At 58.5% G+C, this 18,216-nt stretch carries 19 protein-coding genes and 1 tRNA gene; 13 read left to right on the forward strand and 7 right to left on the reverse strand.

The genetic code is table 11. The features are described 5' to 3' along the window. Window positions 1–138: 138 nt before the first annotated feature. Window positions 139–555, forward strand: a complete 417-nt coding sequence (locus AM218_RS15870) for a hypothetical protein (RefSeq protein WP_157547694.1) — start codon at window positions 139–141, stop codon at window positions 553–555. A 117-nt stretch (window positions 556–672) separates the two neighbouring features. Here AM218_RS15870 and AM218_RS15875 read toward each other — a convergent pair whose 3' ends face one another. After that, window positions 673–1,140 (reverse strand): DinB family protein, encoded by a 468-nt coding sequence (locus AM218_RS15875; protein WP_157547695.1) that lies wholly within the window; start codon window positions 1,138–1,140, stop codon window positions 673–675. Between the two features lie 231 nt (window positions 1,141–1,371). Here AM218_RS15875 and AM218_RS15880 point away from each other — a divergent pair, with 231 nt between their 5' ends. From AM218_RS15880 to AM218_RS15910, 7 genes are all read left to right on the forward strand, one after another. Continuing rightward, on the forward strand, window positions 1,372–2,820 hold the full coding sequence (locus tag AM218_RS15880; RefSeq protein ID WP_054415039.1) for an aldehyde dehydrogenase family protein: 1,449 nt from the start codon (window positions 1,372–1,374) through the stop codon (window positions 2,818–2,820). 233 nt (window positions 2,821–3,053) lie between these two features. After that, entirely contained in the window at window positions 3,054–5,057 is a 2,004-nt protein-coding gene (locus tag AM218_RS15885; protein ID WP_054415041.1) for an FAD-dependent oxidoreductase, read from the forward strand. A gap of 124 nt (window positions 5,058–5,181) precedes the next feature. Beyond that, a complete protein-coding gene (locus AM218_RS15890) occupies window positions 5,182–5,628 on the forward strand; it encodes a hypothetical protein (protein WP_157547696.1) in 447 nt (148 codons plus the stop codon). 96 nt (window positions 5,629–5,724) lie between these two features. Further along, entirely contained in the window at window positions 5,725–6,159 is a 435-nt protein-coding gene (locus AM218_RS15895) for a hypothetical protein (protein WP_054415044.1), read from the forward strand. A gap of 74 nt (window positions 6,160–6,233) precedes the next feature. Beyond that, window positions 6,234–7,337, forward strand: a complete 1,104-nt coding sequence (locus tag AM218_RS15900) for a DUF3616 domain-containing protein (protein WP_054415046.1) — start codon at window positions 6,234–6,236, stop codon at window positions 7,335–7,337. A gap of 117 nt (window positions 7,338–7,454) precedes the next feature. Then, entirely contained in the window at window positions 7,455–7,982 is a 528-nt protein-coding gene (locus AM218_RS15905) for an acyl-CoA thioesterase (protein WP_054415048.1), read from the forward strand. A gap of 101 nt (window positions 7,983–8,083) precedes the next feature. Beyond that, the gene (locus AM218_RS15910) at window positions 8,084–8,650 is read left to right on the forward strand and encodes a type 1 glutamine amidotransferase domain-containing protein (RefSeq protein WP_054415050.1); all 567 of its coding nucleotides are present in this window, start codon (window positions 8,084–8,086) and stop codon (window positions 8,648–8,650) included. A 66-nt stretch (window positions 8,651–8,716) separates the two neighbouring features. Here the strand turns inward: AM218_RS15910 and AM218_RS15915 are convergent, their stop codons facing one another. Next, window positions 8,717–9,217 (reverse strand): DUF6992 family protein, encoded by a 501-nt coding sequence (locus AM218_RS15915; protein WP_054415052.1) that lies wholly within the window; start codon window positions 9,215–9,217, stop codon window positions 8,717–8,719. Window positions 9,218–9,296: 79 nt separating this feature from the next. Continuing rightward, window positions 9,297–9,995, reverse strand: a complete 699-nt coding sequence (locus AM218_RS15920) for a porin family protein (RefSeq protein WP_054415053.1) — start codon at window positions 9,993–9,995, stop codon at window positions 9,297–9,299. Window positions 9,996–10,184: 189 nt separating this feature from the next. On the opposite strand from AM218_RS15920, the gene AM218_RS15925 reads away from it, so the two are divergent. Both AM218_RS15925 and AM218_RS15930 read left to right on the forward strand, forming a co-directional pair. After that, window positions 10,185–10,259: transfer RNA gene (locus AM218_RS15925), tRNA-Val, on the forward strand. Between the two features lie 135 nt (window positions 10,260–10,394). Further along, window positions 10,395–11,303, forward strand: coding sequence for a histone deacetylase family protein (locus AM218_RS15930; protein WP_054415909.1), 909 nt, complete (start codon window positions 10,395–10,397; stop codon window positions 11,301–11,303). 28 nt (window positions 11,304–11,331) lie between these two features. Here AM218_RS15930 and AM218_RS15935 read toward each other — a convergent pair whose 3' ends face one another. The 3 genes from AM218_RS15935 to AM218_RS15945 all read right to left on the reverse strand — a co-directional run bounded on the left by AM218_RS15935 (window position 11,332) and on the right by AM218_RS15945 (window position 14,448). After that, complete coding sequence (locus tag AM218_RS15935; protein ID WP_231717509.1) at window positions 11,332–12,042, reverse strand: methyltransferase domain-containing protein; 711 nt, start codon at window positions 12,040–12,042, stop codon at window positions 11,332–11,334. Window positions 12,043–12,087: 45 nt separating this feature from the next. Further along, window positions 12,088–13,266: a type III polyketide synthase gene (locus AM218_RS15940; protein ID WP_054415056.1), complete on the reverse strand. Its 1,179-nt coding sequence runs from the start codon at window positions 13,264–13,266 to the stop codon at window positions 12,088–12,090. 63 nt (window positions 13,267–13,329) lie between these two features. Next, window positions 13,330–14,448, reverse strand: coding sequence for an NAD(P)/FAD-dependent oxidoreductase (locus tag AM218_RS15945; RefSeq protein ID WP_054415911.1), 1,119 nt, complete (start codon window positions 14,446–14,448; stop codon window positions 13,330–13,332). 234 nt (window positions 14,449–14,682) lie between these two features. Between AM218_RS15945 and AM218_RS15950 the strand changes: the two genes are divergently transcribed. Further along, window positions 14,683–14,997 carry a T9SS type A sorting domain-containing protein gene (locus AM218_RS15950; RefSeq protein WP_054415058.1) on the forward strand — a complete coding sequence of 105 codons (315 nt, stop codon included), beginning with the start codon at window positions 14,683–14,685 and terminating at the stop codon, window positions 14,995–14,997. A 505-nt stretch (window positions 14,998–15,502) separates the two neighbouring features. Continuing rightward, window positions 15,503–16,315, forward strand: coding sequence for a DNA/RNA non-specific endonuclease (locus AM218_RS15955; protein ID WP_231717510.1), 813 nt, complete (start codon window positions 15,503–15,505; stop codon window positions 16,313–16,315). Between the two features lie 292 nt (window positions 16,316–16,607). Here AM218_RS15955 and AM218_RS15960 read toward each other — a convergent pair whose 3' ends face one another. Beyond that, on the reverse strand, window positions 16,608–17,186 hold the full coding sequence (locus tag AM218_RS15960) for a DUF4468 domain-containing protein (protein ID WP_082318280.1): 579 nt from the start codon (window positions 17,184–17,186) through the stop codon (window positions 16,608–16,610). A gap of 728 nt (window positions 17,187–17,914) precedes the next feature. Between AM218_RS15960 and AM218_RS16875 the strand changes: the two genes are divergently transcribed. Then, entirely contained in the window at window positions 17,915–18,064 is a 150-nt protein-coding gene (locus AM218_RS16875; protein ID WP_157547698.1) for a hypothetical protein, read from the forward strand. Window positions 18,065–18,216 lie beyond the last annotated feature (152 nt).

Below are 18,216 nucleotides of genomic sequence, written 5' to 3' on the forward strand. Positions count from 1 at the left end.
AGGATTTAGTGCTAAAGTGGCTGATATAAGCCTCTAAGATAAAGAAACATGTCAACAGAGCACCAAAAGTGGTGAATAAGGTAGTGGTGTTCCGCACCACCAAATAGGACCTTTGAGTATACTTTTCATCCGTGCCGTATGAAAGCTCTTCTGAACCGCTCGTTGCTCTTGTTGCTGGTTGGTTTGATGCTTACCGGCGCTGCGGAAGCTGGAGTAGGGCAGTTGGCGGTGGGGATTTCCCCGGCGCAGCCTGTCTCACTTCGGTTGCGGGCTGCCCAGGTTACTAAATACCTGGCGTACGCCCTCCAGCTCAGTGCCCGGCAGCAGGTAGCCGTTCGGCGGTGCGTGTATGAAGAGTTCCGTCAGCTTGACTCGCTGGCGCAGGCGCCGGTAGCTGTGGTCCCCAACACCACGGATACGGGCAACCAACTGCGTCAACAAAGCGAGCTGCGGATTGTGCAGCGCTACGAAACTGCCATGGCGCACATTCTGACCCCGGGTCAGTACAGCGCCTTCACCTGGCTACAGGAGCGGCAGCCGGTAGCGCGGCAATAGTGCATACATAGTGGGGTGCGGTACCATGGGTGGGGCCGTAACCTTTTCTATAGTGTGGGAGACAAGTTGGGTGGGAATCTAAGAACGGAGCTGGGGAGCTCCGTTCTTTTTTTGTGCCTACCCCTCCGTAATCTGGCGCACGTGGTGCTCCAGGTGTACGCTGTAGTCTTCTATCAGCCAGCCCAGCGTTACGGAATAGCCATTTTCAAAATCGACGCGGTGCTGCAGCTGCTCCTGGGGAATGCGGCGGATGATGCGCATGAGCTGCTGGTTATACAGCGTCCAGAGTGGCAGCAGCTCGGCAGCCGGTGCGGTACGGTAAGCGCCGCATTGCACCCATGCTTCTTGATTATAAGGCACCATCTGATAGGCGGCCGGCTCCGTCTGGCAGAGCACAAACCGGCGGTGGTTATTGCACGCGGAGTCAATCATATGGCCCAGGATTTCCTTGCGCGACCATTTGCCGGGGGCCAGCGGCCGCTCCATTTCTTCCTCCGAAAAGGAGCGCAGGTGGGCATTGAGCACCGACAGCATTTCCTGTAATCTGGCTACAGCTTCGTGGGCAAGGATAGTGGAGGTAGGCATGGGCGTTACCAAGGCGGACAGCAGGCTGCGGGCTTCGGCTGGTAGGATGGGCCCGAAAATTACTTAATATTCCCTGTCCAGTCCTATTAAACAGTGCAAAAAAGGGCGGAGACATGTTTTTATTCTGGCTTCAGCGGGAAGCCTACTTGCTGTGCCCGGTAGCCGGGCAACTTTCCGGGCCACTTTTCGCTTACCTTAGAAACCACCTCCTACTTCTTTTTCACAGTCTGCATGGCTTTCAACGCAACCTCTCCGCTCCCGGCTGCTCCCCGGGTAGATACTTTGCGTGCTTTGTTTGAGCAGCAGCGCCAGCACCAGCCGGTGCTGCGACGCGCCACCGCCGCCGAGCGGGGCCAGCGCCTGCGCCGGCTGTCTGACTGGATTACCGCCAACCGCCTGGCTATTCAGGAAGCGCATTTCGCTGATTTCCGCAAGCCCGCCGCCGAAACCGACCTCACCGAAATCTGGCCCAGTCTGGGAGAAATCAAGCATACGCTGGCCCATTTAAAGCAATGGATGCGGCCGCGTAAAGTAAAAACGCCGCTGTCCTTGCTGGGCACCACATCCTGGGTACAGTTTGAGCCCCGCGGAGTTTGCCTGATTATCTCGCCCTGGAATTACCCGTTCTACCTGGCCGTAGACCCGCTGATTTCGGCGCTGGCTGCCGGCAACTGCTGCATCATTAAGCCCTCCGAGCTTACGCCCCACGTAGCGGCCCTGCTGCGCCGCATGGTGGAAGAAGTGTTTGAGCCCCGGGAAGTAGCCCTGGTGGAAGGCGACAAAGACGTAGCCACCGCCCTGCTTAAGCTGCCGTTTGATCATATTTTCTTTACCGGCAGTCCGCAGGTAGGTAAAGTGGTGATGCGCGCCGCCGCCGAGCACCTCACCAGCATTACCCTGGAGTTGGGCGGCAAGTCGCCGGTGGTGGTGGATGAAACCGCCGACCTGCGCGATGCTGCCGAAAAGTTGATCTGGGGCAAATGCGTAAACGCCGGCCAGACCTGCGTGGCCCCCGACTATGTGCTGGTGCACGAAAAAGTGCAGGAGCCGCTGTTAGCGGAGATGCGCACCGCCATCCAAAAGTATTATAACCCCACCGAGGCAGGGGTAAAGGAATCGGCCTCATATGCGCGCATTGTAAACGGCCATCATTTTGCCCGGCTGGCCGGCCTGCTGGAAGAGGCGCAGGTAGCCGGCGCCACCATTGCCCTGGGCGGCAGCATCGATTCAGATCAGTGTTTCATTGAGCCCACGGTGCTCACGCACGTAGCGCCGGAAAGCCGCATCATGCAGGAAGAAATCTTTGGGCCGCTGCTGCCGGTGGTGCCTTATACTTCCCTGGCAAGCGCCGTCGATTTTATCAATTCCCGCCCCAAGCCGCTGGCCCAGTACATTTTCAGCCGCAGCCGCGAAAACCAGCAGTACCTCATTGAAAACGTCACGGCCGGGGGCGCGGCCATCAACGAAACCATTCTGCACCTGGCCCACGCCGAGCTGCCGTTTGGCGGCGCCGGCAACAGCGGCATTGGCAAAGCGCACGGCCACTTCGGCTTTCTGGCGTTTTCCAATGAAAAAGGCGTGCTGAAACAGCGCCTGGGGCGTACCGGCATCAAGTTGATGTACCCGCCCTACACGCCCAAAGTGCGCGGCCTGATTGAGTTGCTGATCAAGTATTTCTAATAGCTGGTAGCGCGCAGAGTAGCGCAAAGCTCCGGCTTCGCGCACGAGCAGAGCGAGCAGCCGGCGTCTGCATACGTTAGAACTCGCTGAACTCGTCCGCGAAGCCGGAGCTTCGCGCTACTAGTTCGTTGAAAGAAAAACGCTGCAAGCCGACTACTTTACGCGGAAAAGCCCGATATTTTCCGGGGCGCAGCCATTTTGTTGCGCCAGGCTGCAACTCGCTTTTCTGGGGTATGATCTTCTCTGATGCACAACGCGCCGTGCTGCGCGCCTTGGCCGATACCTTTATTCCGGCAGTAGCCGGTCATGCGGAGCAAACGGAGTATTGGCTGCGCGCCGGCTCCGAGGGTGTAGATCTGGATAAGGTGGCCGAGGTTTTGTCCGGGCAGCCCACGGCGGCTCAGCAGGAATTCCGCCAGCTGCTTACCCTGCTCGATACCCCCGCGCTGGGCCTGACGTGGTTTGGGCCGCTGCGCCCTTTCACCCATCTGCCGCCGGCGCAGCGGGAGAAAATGCTGCAAAGCTGGGCCCAGAGCAACGTGCCGCAGTTACGCAAAGGCTTTCAGGCCCTGCGCAAGCTGTTTTCCTTTCTGTTTTATGGCGATGCGCCCGCTACCGGCCCCAACCCCGTGTGGGCCGCCATTGGCTACCCCGGTCCGCAGCCCGATGATGCGCCGGTAGACACCCCCAGGCCCATCCGCACGCTGCGGCCCACCACCGATACCACCCTGGATTGCGACGTGTTGATTATTGGCAGCGGCGCCGGGGGCGGCGTAGTGGCCGGGGAGCTGGCCGCCGCCGGCTACGATGTGCTGGTGGTGGAAAAAGGCCCGTACTTCCACGGCTTCGACTTCACGCAGCGGGAAGTGGATATGCTGGGCAAGCTCTATGATGCCAAAGGCGCGCTGGCTACGCAGGATGGCGGCATAGCCCTGCTGGCGGGCAGCTGCCTGGGGGGGGGCACCACCATAAACTGGGCCGGCGCCTTCCGCACCCCCGATTATATTCTGCAGGAATGGGCTCGCGAGCACGAGGTGCCGCACTTCACTTCCCTGGAATTCAAGAAAAGCCTGGATGCCGTGAGCCGGGCGCTCAGCGTGAACATAGAATACACCCGCCACAACGGCCAGAACCAGGCGCTTTGGGACGGCTCTACCCGGCTGGGGCAGGAAGTGAAGCTGATTCCCCGCAACGAAAAAGGCCTTACTGATTCAGAGGAACATTTCCGCAGTCTGGGCTTTAGTCCCCTCGGCGACCGGCACGCCATCAAGCAGGGCACCCTGAATACCTACCTGCAGCAAGCCTTCAACGACGGCGCCCGCTTCCTCTGCGATACGCAGGTGGAGCGCGTGCTGGTACGCGAGGGCCAGGCCGCCGGCGCCGAAGCCGTGTATACACCCGCCGATGGCCCGCCGGTGCACATTATGGTGCGGGCGCGCCGCGTGGTGGTAGCCGGGGGCTCTATTCAAACGCCGGCGCTGCTGTTGCGTAGCGGGCTGCGCCACCCGCATCTGGGGCGGCACCTGCACCTGCATCCCACGGTGGCCGTTTCCGGGTTGTATTCGCACCTGATGGAGCCCTGGTTTGGGCCGATGATGTCGGTGGTGAATGATGGCTATACCATGCTGCACGGCACCAACTTCGGCGCCAAGCTGGAAACACCGCCCGCCCACCCAGGCCTGATGGCCATGGTGCTGCCCTGGCTCTCCGGGGAGCAGCACAAGCAGATGATGCTGCAGGCCGCCCGTATGGGCCACTTTATTGTACTCACCCGCGACCGGGACGGGGGCCGCGTGAGCGTAGATAAGCAGGGTGCCCCATGCATCGACTATACCCTCAGTGAGTTTGACCGGGCCAATATGCTGCAGGGCATACGCGCCGCCGCTGAAATTCATGCGGCGGCCGGAGCCCGGGAAGTGTATCTGCCGCACGGCACCCTGCCCACGGTGAAAGCACAGGATGGGAAGATTCTCAACCCTGAGGTGCTGGACCGGCTGCCGCATCTGGGGTGGCGGGCCAATCAGTTTGGGCTATACAGCGCCCACCAGATGAGCACCTGCCGTATGGGCGGCAACGCCGCCACGCACCCCATTGGGCCAAACGGGGAAACCCGCGAGGTGAAAAACCTCTTCGTAGCCGATGCCTCGGCTTTTCCGGCCTGCAGCGGCGTGAACCCCATGCTGACCATTATGGCGCTGGCCCATTACACGGCGCAGCAGTTGAAAAGTGGAGCGTAAGCAGCAGAAGGTAGTAGTAAAGATTTAATCCGATGCAGGTATAGGATTATTCCGGAAGGTTTGGTAAATATTGCATTCAGGAAAGATAGAATCTGCCTGAATGCGCCCTTTTACTACCTCCTCTATGAAAACAACCTTTACTTCTACTGCCTGCGGGCTGTTGTTGCTGGCCATGGTATCCTCGGGGTGCGTGCGCTTCAGCATTTATCTACCGGATAGCGCCTTTGAGGCCGTAAAGCCGGAAGAAAAGCCGGCAGAGCCCAAAAGCCCGGCGCGCGACCTGACCAACGCCATGACGGAAGAGCTGAAGCTGGAGCCCGGGCAGCAGGGGCGCATTCATGAAATTCTGCACACTACGCTGCAAAAAGCCCGGGCCGCCCGCACCCTCTACGCCGATAACCCTATGGCTATGAACACGGCCCTGCGCCGCATCAATGCCGACTCGGAGCGGCAGCTGCGGGCGGCGCTTTCCTTGGCTCAATACCAGCAATACATGAGTGGGCGGCAAAAACTGCAGGCACGTATGCAGGCCAAAGCCTCGCCCATGCCTGCGGCGCCCATCACACAGTAAAGACGGGGCCGGGGCCCAAGGGCTACAAAAGATAGGGACCAGTAAGCCTTTGGCGCGGATTTCGCGTATGCAGGGGCGCACGCTTATCCCTTATCCATGTCTGCCGCCCGTTTTTTGCTGTTGCTGGCCGTTTGTGCCCCGCTTGTTTTTAGTAACTGTGCCCGTCGGAATAAGGCCGAAACCCCAGCCAAGACGGCGGCCGTGGCCGAGCCCGTGCGCCCCGCCGCGCCTATTGCCCGTACTGCCGCCCGCGACCTGGCCTCGGTGATGGGCGAGGAGCTGCAGCTCAGCAATGAGCAGCAGGCGCAGGTGCGGGTCCTGTTAAAATCCACGGTGCAGCAGGTAAACGCGGCCCGACAGCAATTCCCCAACGACCGCGCCGCCCTCACCACCGAGCTTAAGCGCATCAACGCCGAGTCGGAAAATCAGCTGAAGCAATTATTTACACCCGAGCAGTTCAAGCAGTATCAGCTGAAAAAGCGTGATATCCAGGCTAAAATGCAGGCCCGCAAGGCCGGCGGCGAGAAATAGCCGCAGCTACTGGTAAACTTAAGCCCTAGGGCTGCGTTTGCGGAATTCAGCGGCCAGCATGCCGCCTCCTGCTTATGCGTTTTCAGTCCTATACCCTCCGTTTCAATCCCCGCCTCAGCCTGAACGAGGCCGGCAAACACGTACGCGACGGCCTCTCCACCGCCTTGCGCACCGGCGACAACCTTTGGCTGAGCTGTGATGAGCGCACCACCATTGAGCGGCTGCGGCTGGTAGGCCCGCATGAATTTGCGGAGCACACCTCGTACCCCCTCGCCGACTTGTTGGATCTGCCTTCCGATGAAGACGAGGAAATTGATATTGAGGGCATGGGCGAGGCCAACCACTACCTCTGGCTGGTGGGCTCCCACAGCCTCCGGCGCAAGCAGCCCGACCCCAACCATCAGGACGTAGCCAAGCAGCTGGACAAGCTGGCCAAAGTGAAACAGGAGCCCAACCGCAACCTGCTGGCCCGCATACCGCTGCTGCGCAACCCCGAAACCGGCGAGTACGAGCTGTTTCGGGAAGCGCCCCACCCCACCAAGCCCGGGCATATCCTGCGCGCCGCCCAGCTGCACGGCTCCGGTAAGGCTAATGAACTCACGGATCTGCTGGGTCACGATCCGCACCTGAAGCACTTCCTTAAAATACCGGGCAAGGATAATGGCCTTGACATTGAAGGCCTGGCTGCCACGCCGGATGGACGCTTGTTTGTAGGGCTGCGCGGCCCGGTTTTGCGGGGCTGGGCCGTGGTGCTGGAGCTGCTGCCGGAAGAAGACAAGCATGGCCGCCTGTGCCTGCGCAAGCAGGACGGCGCCACCGAAAAATATTACAAAAAGCACTTTCTGGACCTAAAGGGAATGGGCCTGCGGGAACTGCGCCAGGTCGGCAACGACATCCTGCTGCTGGCTGGCCCTACCATGGATCTGGACGGGACAATTGCCGTGTTCCGCTGGCGCGATGCCCTGCACTGCCCCACCGACGGCTTTGTGGACGAAGACCACCTGAAGCGCCTCTTTGACGTGCCCCACGGCACGGGAGCTACCTCCGGCCAGGACCGCGCCGAAGGCATGGGCCTGCTCGATAAAGACCATATTCTGGTGGTGTTTGATAGCCCCACCGATGCCCGCAAACCCGAACCCCACCAGGTGCTGGCGGCGGCTTATCGTTTGCCGGCGTAGCGCCGCTCGCCCATACAGGTAGCGGCCTGGTTCTTTCTGCCGTGTGCTAGCAGGTGGGGCACCACCGGAAAGGTGCTTTGCCCACCAACCGTTTTCTAATCCTTTTCTTTGCCACCTATGGCTGCTTCTTCTGCGCTGGTGCGCACCCCCGAAACCACCCACCGTGTCTACTTTCAGGACTGCGACATGCTGGGCCACCTCAACAACGCCCGTTTCCTCGACTATTTTCTGAATGCCCGCGAAGAGCAGGTAGCCCGGCACTACGCCCTAAATATGGGCCAGCTGGCGCGGGAGCAAAATGCCAGCTGGGTTATCACCAAGCACCACCTGAGCTACCTGCGCCCGGCCCGCCAGGGCGAAATAGTGCGCATTCGCACGCAGCTCATTCATTTCGATAACTCCAACCTGGTGATAGAAATGCAAATGCTGAACGAGGATAGCCAGAAGCTGAAAGCCGTGCTCTGGTCGGAAATGACATTTGTGAAAGTAGATTCCGGCGTGCGCACCGACCACTCCGATGAGCTGATGGAGATGCTGGAGCAGCTGGACGTGGAAGGCATTGACTACGACCCCGATGGGTTTGACGACCGGGTGCGCAGCCTGCGCAAAGAGCTCAAGCGGGCCCGCTCCGGCGAGGAGAAATAAAGAACCCAGGGCCTGGGTTTGCGTTAAAGAAAAACCGGAGCCGCTATGGTGGCTCCGGTTTTTTGTTCTCTATCCTTCTTCAACTAAACCTGAAAACAGCTATGAGCATCTTTGGAAACGACTCCCTGAAAGGCAAGAAAATAGCCATTGTAGCCACCGACGGCTTTGAGCAATCGGAGCTGGAAAAGCCCAAGAAATTTCTGGAAGGCGAAGGCGCTACTACCCACATCATTTCCCTGAAAAGCGGCTCCATTAAGGGCTGGGACGAGAAAGACTGGGGCGATAAATTCTCGGTAGACAAAGTTATCGGCGACGTGAAAGTGGCCGATTATGATGCCCTGGTACTGCCCGGGGGGCAGATGAACCCCGATGTGCTCCGTACCGATAAAAAGGCTGTCAGCTTCATCGGGGAGTTTGTGCGCTCCGGTAAGCCCGTAGCCGCCATTTGCCACGGCCCCTGGACGCTGATTGAAGCCGGCGTAGTGAAAGGCCGCAAAGTAACCAGCTGGCCCAGTCTGCACACCGACCTGCAGAATGCCGGCGCAACCTGGGTAGATGAAACCGTGGTGGTAGATGGCAACCTGATTACCAGCCGCAACCCCCAGGACATCCCCAACTTCAACGAGAAGATTAAAGAAGCCCTGGTAAAGGAAAAAGTAAGCGCCTAGCGCATCTCGCTTTCTTACTGGCAGCGCCCCATCCGTGTTAGCACGGGTGGGGCGCTGTTGTGTTGTTTAGGAAACCAGGGCCAGCAGCGCCCCGGCGTAGCGGTGGTATAGGAAGTAAAAGCCGGTATCAAACAAGAGCAAAAAGCCGCCCTGCAGCCACAGGGAGCGGCCAAAGCCCAGCAGACGCTCCGGCCGCTGCGGCGCGCAGGCGCCCCGCGCCCGCAGCCAGCTGCCCACGCATAAGTACGCCACATCCAGCCCCGCATTCAGCAGTAGAATCTTCTCCAGCGTGTACTGATCCTGCAGGCTGGCCGCCAGCGTAAGCCCGGCTACCGGCCCCGGTTGCGCCCGCAGTATGCCAGCCACGGCCAGCAGCAGGTTAATGATGTTCCAGCCCGCGTTCATCTGGTGGAAATAATGCGGCTCGGTGCGGCGGTCGGTGCGGGCCACCAGGTAGCCGCTGACCAGCAGGTTGAGCAGGGCCCACGTGCCCAGCACGGCCATGCCGTGCTCCGTAAGCAGCTCTCGTTGGTGGTGTAGCAGCGCAAGCGTAGCAGTGGTATCCATGAGCGTAGCGGGTAAGGCGAAACCACAAAAAAAGGAAGCCCGGCCGGACTTCCTTTTTTTAATTAAGTCAGAGGGAGGCTTAGTTGTTGATGCCTACGCCTACATACACCTGAAATACACCGTTCTTGATGTTGGTCAGGGCCTGCGCACCAGTAGTTCTGGGGTCCTTGATGATGTCGTTGAGGCCGGCCGTGTAGCGGCCACCAATGCGGGCGGGGCCTACGCGGGCTTCTACGCCACCAGCCAGGCCGTAGTCCAGGCTGCTGTAGCTGTAGTCATACACATACGCGCCATTGCTGCTTTGCTCGTTGGAAATTTTGCGGTCCAAGTCACCTTCTTTCACTTTGGTCAGCAGGGATACCTGCGGGCCTACGTGAATGCTCACGTTATCGAGGAAGTTGTACACCAGCAGCACGGGTACCTGCAGGTAGTCGAGGCGGCGCGTTTCCGAGGAGGTATTAGTGGGCGTGCCGCCCTTAAAGCCCTGGCGGCTATACAGAATCTCGGGCTGCAGCGAGAACTTCTCGGAGAAGCTGAACTGGGAGTAGAAGCCGGCGTGGAAGGCTGTATAGTTCTCCGTGTTGGTGTAGTTCTTTTTGTCCGCGCCGCGGATATCGGCAAAGTTTACCCCGGCCTTAATGCCGAAGCCGCCATTGCGGGAATCGGTGGTGCCTTTAGGGTAGTCTGTGGAGGATAAGGCCCCGCCGGGACGCACCTGAGCCTGAGTAGTAGCAAGGGTGGCAGCGCAAACAGAGAAAAGGAGCAGAAGCTTTTTCATAAGATATAGTCGTTCGGTGGAATAGGAAGCAGGGGACTGGCCCATGCAAATCATATCCGACTATACTTAGATGCAGGTAGAATGTTACATATCGTAGATAGGAGGGCAAAAAATACCCCCGATTTTCGTTGTGAATGTGGAGGCTTCCTGTATATTTGACCTTTCACGGCCGCCGCCAGTGGACATGTCGGGGCATTAGCTCAGCTGGTTCAGAGCGCTACCTTGACAGGGTAGAGGTCACTGGTTCGAGCCCAGTATGCCTCACGCATCGTTCACGTATCGTTTTTCCACAAGCAGAAGGAGAGAATCTGCTTACGGTTGGCCAACGATACAACCCCGAATCTCGCATAAGAACCCGGTCAAATGGCTGGGTTTTTTGTTGCCTTTTTATTTCGTCTGATGCTACCTGTTGCCTGGGCTCCTCTCTATGCGCATTCCTTACCGGCTGGCCATCGGTTTCCTATGCTCAAGTATGAGCTGCTGCCGGAACAACTGCTGCGCGAGGATATTATCTCGGAAAGCAGCCTGTTTGCCCCGCAGCCCGCGGCAACCGCCGATATCCTGCGTACGCATTCCGCTGATTATTACCATCGGCTGGTGCACGGGCAGCTCACGCGCCAGGAGGAGCGGGCCACCGGCTTTCCGTGGTCCCGGCAGTTGATGGAGCGGGAGGTAGCCATTCTGGGCGGTACTATAGAGTGCGCCCTGCGCGCCCTGCCCCACGGCATTGCCCTCAACATAGCCGGCGGCACGCACCATGCCTTTCAGGACCGGGGCGAAGGGTTCTGCCTGCTCAACGACCAGGCCGTGGCGGCGCACTACCTGTTGGCCCACCCCGAGCTGGGCATTCGGAAGATATTAATTGTGGACCTGGATGTGCACCAGGGCAATGGCACGGCGGCTATTTTTCAGCAGGAGCCGCGCGTGTTCACCTTTTCCATGCACGGGGCTCGCAACTACCCCCACCGCAAAGAGCACTCTGACCTGGACCTGCCCCTGGCCGATGGCACCGATGACGCCACCTACCTCCAACTGCTGGCCGAAACCTTGCCCCGCCTGTTTCAGGAAGTGCAGCCCGATTTTGTATTCTACCTCAGCGGGGTAGATGTGCTGGCCACCGATAAGCTGGGGCACCTAGCGCTAACCCGGGAAGGCTGCCGCCAGCGCGACTATCAGGTGCTGGAGCTATGCCGCCGCCACCAGGTGCCGGTTGTGGTGTGCATGGGCGGTGGCTATTCTGAGCGCCTGGCCGACATTGTGGAAGCCCACGTGAACACCTACCGGGTAGCCGCCGGGCTGTATGACTAAGCAGGCAGGGGGAAAAGCCCGCCCGTTTTCAGGCTTCCTTTGTGATAACAACCTGCCACCGAAAGGCCCAGCGCCAGCGCAGCGTGTAGTGCCGGATACCGGCCTGCTGCAGCAGGCGCTGCCAGTCCTGCCGCGTAAAAGCCCGTGCTACCGACAGCGGCGCATCATGCTGTACCAAATAGGAGCCCCCGAACAAGCGCGTCAGCCACTTAATGCTGTGGTAGGCCAGCGGGTGGCGGTGCAAATCATTGATGATGACCGCCAGTGTGGCTTGTTGTTGCCACTGGCGCAGCAACTGCACCAGCTGCTCATCCGGGAAGTGGTGGCAGAACAGGCTGCAAGTGAGCACATCAAAAGACTGCTGCTGAAAATCCGTCGCGAAAATATCCTGCTGCTGAAAGCTGATTTCCGGATACTGCTGGCACTTCTCCCGGGCGTACGCCACCATAAACGCATTGGCATCGATGCCCGTGAGGGCTACGGGTACTTGCTTGTGGCGGGCCCAGCGGGCCAGGTAGCGGAGCGTATCGCCGCCGCCGCTGCCCAGGTCGGCCAGGCGCAGGGGGTGATTTTGGGGAAAGCGCGGCCGTAGCTGCGCTAGGGCATGGGTGAGCACGCCGTAGCCGCCCAGGCGGGTGTTAATCAGCTCCAGCTCGTCCAGGTTTTGGCGCAGGGCATCGGAGGCCAGCGTCAAATCATCCATCAACTCCGATTCGGTAGCGCGGTGGGCGAAATTCAAGCTGAAAAAGAGGAAAGTAGGTAAGAAATAGAAGCGCCTGCGGTATTAATAAGCCAGTTGCCGGGGCACGGCCTCCGTCTGCCGGGCAGGGTGGTTGCTGCTGGCCTCCGTAGGCTGGTAGCATACCTGCAGCAGCATGGCCTCCAGCGTCAGGCCCGGGCCGAAGGCAAAGCTCAGTACCGGCGCGCCGGCATCGGCGGGAGTCAGGCTCTGCAGTAGCTCGCGCAGCACAAACAGCACCGTAGCCGACGACATATTGCCGTAGTCGCGGAGCACCTTATAGGCAAAGCGGTTGTCGTGGCGCGAGATGCCCAGCTCCTGCTCAATGGTTTCCAGAATCTTGCGCCCGCCAGGGTGAATGGCAAAGGAGTGAATATCGGCCAGTTTTACGGGCAGGTTTTCCAGTAAACGTTCCGTCAACTGCCGGATACCCCGCTGAATGAGCTTGGGTACGTAGGAAGACAGCGTCATTTCAAAGCCGAAGTCATTGATATGCCAGGCCATGTCGTCGTGGCCATCGGGCTCCAGAGCACAGTGGAAGGCTTCCAGAGCTAGGCTGGGGCCCTGGCTGGCCGGGCGTGCCTGCACCAGCGCCGCCGCCGAACCATCACTAAACAAGGCATTCGAAATCAGGTGGTCGTCGTCGGGGCTTTTCTGGAAGTGCAGGGTACACAGCTCAGTGCACACAATCAGCACCTGGGCGTCGGCATCGGCCCGGCAGAAGGCATCGGCCAGCTTCAGGGCATTAAACGCCGCATAGCAGCCCATGAAATTAACGCAGGTGCGCTGCACATTAGCCCGCAGCCCCAGGGCTTTTACCAGCTCAATATCCAGCCCCGGCGCATACATGCCGGTGCAGCTCACGGTAATCAGATGCGTGATGGTAGCAGGCGTAGCCTCCGGCAGCTGCGCGAAGCAATCCAGCGCGGCTTCTACGGAGAGAGGCAGCGCGTGCTCCCGATAAACGGCCAGGCGCTGCCCCACGGTAGGAAACGGCTCCAGATCAGGGGTATTCGGAAAGAATTCAAACTCGCCGTTGGTGCGGGCATAATCGGCCAGCACGGAGTGCCGCTGCTCAATACCGGATACGCGGTACAGGGCCTGCAGCTTGCGGGTAGCAGCCGCGTCAAACTGCAGGGCAGCGGCCATAAAGCTGGCTATTTGCGCCTGCGCAATGCGGTGAGGAGGGGTGGCAGTGCCGATGGCACACAGGTAGCTTGTCATTGGGCGCAGTATACGCAAATTACGCCCGGATAGGCACCCCGGATTGCCTATGCCAAAATTCAGTTAAAAACTCTGCCCGTGGGTGCCCCGCATGAGCAGCTGCACGCCGGCCGGCCAGTAGCCCATGCCACGCACCAGCACCTCGCTCAGTATGGGGTGCCCAAAGAGCCCCTGCACGGCCCGGCCCACCCGCAGGCGGGTGCCAAACAGTTGGTGCCAGCGGTGGCGGTAGCGGGCCTCCAGCTCGGGGCGGGCTATACTTTTAGTCAGGAACTCGTGGGTTAGCTGGGCGGCCAGGGCGGCGCCGTGGATGGCCATGGCCATGCCGTTGCCGCAAAGCGGCGTAATCAGGCCGGCCGCGTCGCCGCACATCAGTACGTGGTTTTCTACCGGGTTTTTGGGGGCGAAGGATATTTCATTGATAACCTCCGGCTGCGGGTACAGGAACTCGGCCTCCTGCAGAATAGCGCGCAGCTGCGGATTGCGGGCCAGCACCTGGGTTTCCATGGCTGGAATGGTGCCCGCCGCTTTCAGGTTGCGGCGGGTGGTGAGGTAGCAAAAGCAAAACTTATCGTCTTCGATGGCCGAGATGCCTGCGTAGCCATCGGCAAAGTTGTGCAGGGCAATCAGGTGGCGCGGCATGTTGTAGCGCAGGTGGTATTTCACGCCTATGTAGGGGGAGCGTTGCTGAAAAAACGGCCGCTGCAGCTGCCGGTCCAGGGTGGCCCGCTTGCCATAGGCGCCCAGCACCAGGCGGGCTGGCAGCGTTCGGCCATCGGCCAGCTGCACGGTATGGGTATCCCGGGCCGCATCAAACTGCACATCGGTTACGGTAGCCAGCAGCTCAAACTGCACGCCCCGCGCCAGGGCGCGCTGGTAGAGGAAGTGGTCCAGCGTGTAGCGGCTCACGCCAAAGCCGCCCAGATCCAGGGGTGCGGTAAGGGTGCGGCCGGCCGGGGAGCTAAGCAGGAAATGGGTGAGGGAGGCGGGGGCCAGCTCATCGGGCGCCACGCCCAGGCGGCGCAGATACGGCAGCACTTCGTTGGACACATACTCGCCGCACACTTTATGAAACGGGTACGCTTTACGCTCTATCACCGTCACGCCATGGCCCCGGTCTGCCAGGTCCAGCGCCGCTGTAAGGCCGGCCAGCCCACCCCCTATAATGAGTACATCCTGCATGCTTACATGAAAAAAAATATCGGAAAAGCTAAAGTGCATGCAGCTTTTATCCCAAAGAAAGTATATATAGCTAATCAGTTTCACAATTAGGTGGTTACCTTTGTAAACCTAACCGAATACTTCACGTTACCCAAGTATCCGGCCCCTGAATTTGCCCACACGCTACTGCCTGCTATGATGAAACTCCTACGCTATATTTTGTTGCTATGTCTCTTGTGCGTTGGCCCATTACGCATGAGTATTCCGGCTGCTATAGCCCAACCGGCAACCAAGCCCACGGCTAAAACCGCCCTGGAGGAAAAAAGTCTTTTGGTGTTTCCTAACCCCAGTACGGGTATTGTGCATATCTCTATTTCCGGGGCCGAAGGCCGCAAAATGGAGCTGCGCATTCTGAACGTTATTGGAACGGTTATCTACCGGGAATCACTCACAGAGCTGAACGACCGTTTTACCAAAACGCTGGACTTAAGCAAGTTTGCCAGCGGATTGTATTACGTTAAGTTGGAGTCTGATGAGAGCAGCACCATGCGCAAGCTGGTCATCCGCTAAAGTAGGCTGTACGTCCTCCTTCAAAAAAGCCGCCTCCTTACCGGGGCGGCTTTTTTATTGTTGCACTCTGGCGGGAAAGGTAGCAGCCGGCGCCATAATCTTGTTCAAAAAAAAGCGGTGCCTCCCGGGGAAAGCACCGCTTTAAAAAGTTACAACGGAGGCCTAACGGCGCCGTGCCGGAACGGGTACCGGCTGTAGGGCGGTGTGCCGGGTGGGCCAGGAATGGCGCAACACCAGGGTAGCTACAAGGGAAATTCCCGCGAAAATGGCCAGTGACATAGGGTTCAGGGCTAAAAGACAGAACAAAAAAAACAACTACTCAAGTCAACTTCTTCCAGGCAAACGACACGGTGAAGCAGCTATTATAAGTTCAACCCCTAAACAGAGCAGCAGGTTTCGTAAGCCCGACAATGCGCACGGATAACCTGCCATATTTGTACCCAAATAGTGCTGTTCCGTTTTTATGCTGCGAGTTGATTACTGCCGGGCTGGGTTACTGCTTTTTATGACGATGCTGGCCGCCTGTACCGAACAGGAGCCGACTGCCGGAGGGCCGGCCACGCGGGACGACAACCTGGCCCTGGGCAATCCCAGCGGGGCAGTGGCAGATGCCACCCAATATGGGAATTACCTGTTGGTGAAGCCCCAGTACACGCTGAGCTACCACCGCGACCGGGGCACGCCCAACTGGGTGAGCTGGCACCTGAGCTCGGCTTGGCTGGGTTCTGCCGCCCGCCAGGACGACTTCCGGGCCGACAACACGCTGCCCGCCGGCTGGTATCAGGTATCGGCTTCCAGCTACTCCGGCTCGGGCTTCGATCGGGGCCACAACTGCCCCTCCGCCGACCGCACCGGCTCCAGCAGCGACAACTCGGCCACCTTCCTGATGAGCAACATGATTCCGCAGGCCCCGCAGAATAACCAGCAGACGTGGGCCAGCCTGGAGAACTACTGCCGCACCCTGGTTAACAGCGGTAATGAGCTCTATATCACCATGGGCCAGTATGGGAAAGGCGGCACAGGCTCGGCCGGCTACTACACCACCCTTAGCAGCGGGCATGTAACCGTGCCCAAGCGTATCTGGAAGGTCATTGTGGTGCTGCCCAACGGCACGGGCGATGCGGCCCGGGTAACCAGTAGCACACGGGTTATTGCTGTGGATACGCCCAACGATAATAGCTTGAACCCCAACTGGAGTACCTACCGCACCAGCGTGGATGCCATTGAGCAAGCCACTGGCTACGACCTGCTATCTGCAGTATCTGGTACTGTGCAGAACACCCTCGAAGCAAAAGTGGATAACGGCCCGGTACAATAAGCTGCCGGCAGGGCAGATCTGCGGTTGTTGTATATAAAATGTTGTCATTAACCGGCTGATGCTCAAACCATCTGGCGTCTTCATCGTAAGCCAGTCTGGTGAGTATTTTTGAAGTTTACTGGGATTGAAGTCAAGCCGCGCTGCAACGCGGCTTGTTTCGTTTATAGCTGCCAGGGCAACGGGATGCTATATCAGGCTCAGGCCGGCGGCTTTCTGGTATAACCATCTGGCTCTGTAACACAAAAAAGCCTCCCCAATTCCTGAGGAGGCTTTTGTTGAAAGTGATGGCTACTCACTGCCCGTCCGAGCCGGGCAGGCCCACGGTGCTGTCGTCCGTAACGGGCATGCTGTTCATATAGGAGCGGAAGCTCATGGAAATTTCGCTGGCCAGGGCAGTGGCCTGGGCTCTTACGCGCCGGTCGTTGTGGGTGCGCGAGTTGCTGCGCTCCTGCGCCAACTGGGCGATATACTCATCAAGCGGCACGGAGGCGGTTGGATTCTCGGGGTCAGTTATGCAGCGGAAAGAGCCCACGCTATAGGTATAGCCCTGCTCCGTACAGCGAAATACGAACTCAAAGCGTACCGTGAACTCCTGGTCTTTGCCGGATGCCGTAACCGGCGTCACCTTGCTGGTACCGGTTACCCGGACCTCGCCGGTAGCCGCATCCTTTCGGAAATCTGTTTTGGGGCCAAAGGCAAAGCGGTTTTCCACCCAGTTGGCTCCGCGCAAAAACAGGGCATTCTTGCCCGGTTCGGGGGCTGGTACCTGCTCACTGTATCCCACGGGAGCGGAGTCAGACGTTTGCGCACGAAGGGGAGCCGAGAAAAAAAGCATCCCGCAGCATACCAGAGAAAGTAAGGTTGTTTTCATAAACAGAGAGGAGCGTATGTGCGTGAAAAACCAACTGGAGAATAAAGGTACTATATCTATTGTTATTGCACATTACAAAGTCTGTTATCTATTTGTTAAAATACCAGAAATTGTGTTTTAATAATACAGGTATGCTCAGTGATTATAAGTAGCTTAACTGAAAAGCAAGGTGCAGATAAAATAGTTTCGGGTTTCTGATGAGCTTGGACAAGCATTTTCACTGATCAAAGGCGGCTGGAAAGATGTCGGATTTACGGACCTTTTATAGCAGAAAGTATGATTGTTTTTCGGGATGATAATCAGCATCAGCGCTGGCAAAATCCTGGTATTTTTTCTGCTTTTGAGCTTGGTAGTGCGTTGATAGTCATGGTGCTATAGCGGGAGGCAGCGGGCGGCTACCTGGAGGGTGCAGTGGAGGCGTGTAAGATTCCGGCAACAAGAAAAATTATGTTACCCCATTGTTGCGCCATCAAAAAGTAGTTGTAGATTTGGCCTGTGCTTCAGATACACCCCAACATCTAATGAAGCGCGGGACTCGACATAACGAGGTCCTGCGAAAAGGCCGAGAGGTCTTTTGCTTTATTGACTCTTTTGTTTTTTCTGGATTTCCCGTCTTTGCCGCTCCGGTTTTCGAAGCGGTTTTTTTGTGTCCAATCGGGTCGGTTGGCGCAGTGGGAGCCTCATGCTCTGCCGTTTTCTAAACCATCAATCCATACCTGATCCAACCCATGAACGACAATACCACCCTTGCCCAGGAGATGGTAGCCGCCGCTCCTGGCGCCACCCGCAACGTCAACCTGAGCACTGACTCCAAGCGCATGGCCGTCATCAAAATATGGGATGCTATGTTCCACGCATCCTGCAAGTACAAAACGTAATCTAACTTCCCTTCTCCGCAAGCGTCCGGCTCTGCCGGGCGCTTTGCTTTTAGGGCAGTTCAAGCCCAAGCATAACCAGCGGAACCGGCCTCTCTTTTATTCCCTGCGGCGCCAGCCAACGGGCGGGTGGTTCTGGAATGACAGCCTTGAAC

It is taken from the genome of Hymenobacter sp. DG25A (assembly GCF_001280305.1).
Lineage (GTDB): Bacteria > Bacteroidota > Bacteroidia > Cytophagales > Hymenobacteraceae > Hymenobacter.

Excerpts from the sequence above, each read along its gene's own strand:
- AM218_RS15890 (WP_157547696.1), top strand. The coding sequence starts at position 5,182 with ATGAAAACAACCTTTACTTCTACTGCCTGCGGGCTGTTGTTGCTGGCC.
- AM218_RS15930 (WP_054415909.1), top strand. The coding sequence starts at position 10,395 with ATGCTACCTGTTGCCTGGGCTCCTCTCTATGCGCATTCCTTACCGGCT.
- AM218_RS15900 (WP_054415046.1), top strand. The coding sequence starts at position 6,234 with ATGCGTTTTCAGTCCTATACCCTCCGTTTCAATCCCCGCCTCAGCCTG.
- AM218_RS15910 (WP_054415050.1), top strand. The coding sequence starts at position 8,084 with ATGAGCATCTTTGGAAACGACTCCCTGAAAGGCAAGAAAATAGCCATT.
- AM218_RS15915 (WP_054415052.1), bottom strand. The coding sequence starts at position 9,217 with ATGGATACCACTGCTACGCTTGCGCTGCTACACCACCAACGAGAGCTG.
- AM218_RS15880 (WP_054415039.1), top strand. The coding sequence starts at position 1,372 with ATGGCTTTCAACGCAACCTCTCCGCTCCCGGCTGCTCCCCGGGTAGAT.
- AM218_RS15960 (WP_082318280.1), bottom strand. The coding sequence starts at position 17,186 with ATGAAAACAACCTTACTTTCTCTGGTATGCTGCGGGATGCTTTTTTTC.
- AM218_RS15920 (WP_054415053.1), bottom strand. The coding sequence starts at position 9,995 with ATGAAAAAGCTTCTGCTCCTTTTCTCTGTTTGCGCTGCCACCCTTGCT.
- AM218_RS15905 (WP_054415048.1), top strand. The coding sequence starts at position 7,455 with ATGGCTGCTTCTTCTGCGCTGGTGCGCACCCCCGAAACCACCCACCGT.
- AM218_RS15875 (WP_157547695.1), bottom strand. The coding sequence starts at position 1,140 with ATGCCTACCTCCACTATCCTTGCCCACGAAGCTGTAGCCAGATTACAG.
- AM218_RS15895 (WP_054415044.1), top strand. The coding sequence starts at position 5,725 with ATGTCTGCCGCCCGTTTTTTGCTGTTGCTGGCCGTTTGTGCCCCGCTT.
- AM218_RS15870 (WP_157547694.1), top strand. The coding sequence starts at position 139 with ATGAAAGCTCTTCTGAACCGCTCGTTGCTCTTGTTGCTGGTTGGTTTG.
- AM218_RS15940 (WP_054415056.1), bottom strand. The coding sequence starts at position 13,266 with ATGACAAGCTACCTGTGTGCCATCGGCACTGCCACCCCTCCTCACCGC.
- AM218_RS15945 (WP_054415911.1), bottom strand. The coding sequence starts at position 14,448 with ATGCAGGATGTACTCATTATAGGGGGTGGGCTGGCCGGCCTTACAGCG.
- AM218_RS15950 (WP_054415058.1), top strand. The coding sequence starts at position 14,683 with ATGAGTATTCCGGCTGCTATAGCCCAACCGGCAACCAAGCCCACGGCT.
- AM218_RS16875 (WP_157547698.1), top strand. The coding sequence starts at position 17,915 with ATGAACGACAATACCACCCTTGCCCAGGAGATGGTAGCCGCCGCTCCT.
- AM218_RS15885 (WP_054415041.1), top strand. The coding sequence starts at position 3,054 with ATGATCTTCTCTGATGCACAACGCGCCGTGCTGCGCGCCTTGGCCGAT.
- AM218_RS15955 (WP_231717510.1), top strand. The coding sequence starts at position 15,503 with ATGACGATGCTGGCCGCCTGTACCGAACAGGAGCCGACTGCCGGAGGG.